The organism is Synechococcus sp. CCY9201 (genome assembly GCF_034931105.1).
Taxonomy (GTDB): Bacteria; Cyanobacteriota; Cyanobacteriia; order PCC-6307; family Cyanobiaceae; genus CBW1002.
In genome coordinates this window covers 41,259-44,798 of the sequence record NZ_JAYGIC010000116.1, presented here as the reverse complement: position 1 = coordinate 44,798, position 3,540 = coordinate 41,259, and the positions used below count along the sequence as shown (strand labels likewise).

Sequence of the window (3,540 nt, the reverse complement as noted above, 5' to 3'; positions counted from 1 at the left end):
CTCCACCAGCTCCAGCAGGAAGAACACCAGGTGATCACTCGGCAGCCAGTCGATCGGCGACGGTGGCATCAAGCTGGTCTGTCCCGGGGTCCAGGGCCGGAAGGTCTTGGGCTTGCTCATGCCCCATGCTATCGACCAGATCCATTGCAGTCACTGAGATCTGAGCAGATTCAGGGGCGTATGTGGAGAATGCGGGCGGTGATCTATGCGCGACAGGCTCCTAGCTGTGCGAGGACTGGGCAGGCCAGCAGCAGGGCGATCCCCCATGGGCGGGAAGACGGGAAAAGGCGGGCCATGGCTGATCACCAAGGAGTGCCGAGCAACTGCATTCCACCCCAGAAGTAGGGATGCGTCACGCCATTCTCCACGCGTCGCTGTTGCGCTTGGCTCAGCCCGCTGAGCAGAGCCCGTCCGTCAGTGCCGATCACCGCATCCCCCTGAAGTCGCACCGCGCCGCTGGCGAACGCCTTGCGGGTCGCCTGCAGGGCCTCCGCCTTCGGCATCCCCGCATCGAGGTAGCGATAAAACTGCACGAAGAGGGCTGATGTGGCCACATCGTCCACGTACCAGAGGGTGCCGATCGCACTGCGGGAGCCCGCCTGCAAGGCCAGTCCGGCAAAGCCGAGTTCACTGTCCTTGTCTCCCAGGGCGGTGCGGCAGGCACTGAGGGTGAACAGGTCGAGCGGCTGTCCATCGCGCCGCTGGCGCAGGCTGGAGAATTCCGCCAGGCTCATCGGCCCAACACCAGAGTAAAGCTGTGCCTTGGCGGGCCCGCCAGGCAGGAACTCGGCGTGGGTCGCCACATGAACCTGCTGGAAGGCCGGATCACCCGCCTTCTCTAGCAACAGCTCAGGCGTGAAAGCTGCATCCAGGAAAGCGCGTCCCGGGATCTCGAGTGCAAGCTGATCCAGCTCCTGAGGCACCAGCGGCAGCGGTGCCAGCCCGTCGAAACGGGACGCGCCGGTGCGCAGTTGACTCTTCTCCCCCGCCGGCGGTACATCCAGTGGCATCAAACCGATCGAGGGCGTCAGCGCAATGCCGATCCGTTCCGCCAGAAATTGCTGGCCATCGTGCAGGGCCGCAAATGGAACCGCCTGCAAGCCGGCATCCGCCGATAACAGAAGCGTCGTGAGCCCCAGAGAGTTGATGTCCTGTTCCATTGGTCGGATCAGAACGTCGTAGAGCTGGCGCGCGGGCGCCAAGGGATTGGCTAGGTCCATCGGACTCTGTTTGGCCAGTTGTCCGTACCACTGCCGCAGTCGCTCGCCAAACTGCCCTGTATCCACCATGACGCGGCGGCCCACCACTTCGCCCTCCGCCGGGACGAGCGTGATGTCGAGAAAGCCTTCTCCGTTGAGACTTCCAGCTGCGGCGTCGCTGCTGAAACTCATCCGCAGCGCTCCCAACTTGTAAGGCGCGTAATTGGAGGCGCGCTGAACCCGCTGAAGCACACTTTGCACTTCCTCAGTTGTGAGGGGCGTGACACGGCGCCCTCCCGTTAGGGCGAGTTTCTCGGCAGTGTCATCGGAGGAGCGCTGTTCCCCCATCTGGAAAGCCTGAATTGCCTCGGCACTCGTCATCGGCAAGACCGCCAGTTGCAGGGGAGATCCCAGTCCATTGAGCAGATCGAGAGTGGAGGTCACTACATCCGCGGAGCGGAGAGCCTGCGCCTCCAGTAACGAACGGCTGAACGCATCCGTTTCCAGATCCGCCCGGGCCAGCCAGTCATCGCCCTCTAGATCGATTGACGTGAGATCTGCCTCCAGATCCACCTGAAACACGGTGTCGAAGGGGAGTGCCGCGAGCAATTCCTGAGTGACAGGCTCTCCGCTTGCCGGACCATCGTCAGGACGGAGGTCGAGGATCGACTCTGCCAGCAAGGCATCGCTGAGCACACCCGGCATCTCCGCAAGTTCGTCAGTGAAAAGGAAGGAACTCGTCTCCAGGGTGATTCGAATCGGTTGCTCCACAGTCACATCACCCCCTCCCCCCAGCGGCAACGGTGCTGATGCCTCCAGAGAGGGAATCACCTCCTCATCGGTGATGGGCGGCTGCTCAATCAGGGACTGAACGCTCAAGACCTGGTCCAGCAGTGACGACGAGACCGGCACTGGACTGGGGTTGGGAGATTGGCTCGACGCAGGTGTTGGCGTGGGGAGCGGAGTCGGCGTAGGACCCGGGGCTGGGATGGGCGTTGGCGAAGGTCCAGGCCCAGGAAGTGGCGTTGGCGTGGGGAGTGGGGTCGGCGTAGGACCCGGGGCTGGGATGGGGGTTGGCGTAGGTCCAGGCCCCGGAGTCGGAGTCGGAGTCGGTGTGCCACCGATGATCTGGATGGTGGCGTCGTTGAACAAGGTGGCAGGAGGTCGCGGGCCTGTCAGGAAGGCGCTGGAAGCCGTTGGACCAAGCTGAATTGTGACGCCGCCATCAATATTGAGAGCGTTCGTGTCCAAGGATCCGATTTGCACCAGGCCACCTGAAAGCCCAACGACGTTGAGGATGGTTCCGCGGCTGCCACCTCTGATGTCGATACTGGATCCATTGATCCGCAAGGAGCCGCCAATCGCGGGGGGATCAGCGATTAGGTTGGAACCGATAACTACCACATTACTTGGCAGTGAGCGTAAGCCAATGTCAATCGCTCCTCCGTTATTTTCTCCAGAAGTATTGATGTCACTGTTTAGTATGTTAATTGTCCTGCCATCCAGGCTTGTCAGGCCTCCATCGGCGGCGCCACTGGTATCCAGTAAAGTGTTCTCCAAAAGCAAAGAGCCTGAATCGCTATTTAAAGCAATTGACCCTCCTGGGGACAGAATCTGACCCTGGGACAGGCTTAGTTCACCACTGGCCTGGTTAATGGCAACAGTGTCAAAGCCGCTGATCAGACCTCCTGATTGTGAGTAGCTATCTGTCACGTTTAGGGAGCCAGAGCCACTCACCGATCCCCCGAGAAGATTCAAGGTTGCAACCTGAAGACCAGAATCAGCAACAATGTCTCCCCCGGTATTTGTAATTAAGCTGATTGCTCCAGGGGTAGCCGCTGCCAGGCGCACGCTGCCAGAATTCAGCAATTCAGCGGTAGAGAAGGCTCCTCCCAGGAAGTTAAAGGAGCCACTTTCTGATATCTCTGTGGCTCCGGAAACGGCAAGTGATCCACCCTCCACTCTGAGTACGCCTCCAATATCCAGAGACTGCAACGACACGAAGCCAGCGCTGGAATCAAAAACAATCGATCCGCTGCCTTCTCCAATAAGCACTGAATCTACGTTGCCTAAGGTAGGAAGAGCATCCCAATTAGTAGATTCACTCCAAAGGCCACCTCCGCTGCCAAGCCAAGTCGATAGTGGGCGAGTTGTGATGCTTCCGTCTCCATCGGCACTCGTATCGACGCTGTAATTATCAAGACTTGTTCCCTCTGACGCCTGATAGTTCTCTGCTGTCAACTCCGCCGACACACGGGTTGCCGCCAACACATCCTTGCTATTGAACTGACCCTCTGTCGGCAGGGACTGCAGGTCTCCTCCCTCCCCGTCTACAAAACCG

Annotated in this window: 1 protein-coding gene; it reads right to left on the bottom strand. The window is 59.9% G+C overall.

Annotated elements, in window-relative coordinates; all coding sequences use genetic code 11:
• Positions 1-302: 302 nt before the first annotated feature.
• A complete protein-coding gene (locus VB716_RS11420) occupies positions 303-2,078 on the bottom strand; it encodes a CHAT domain-containing protein (protein ID WP_323270538.1) in 1,776 nt (591 codons plus the stop codon).
• Positions 2,079-3,540 lie beyond the last annotated feature (1,462 nt).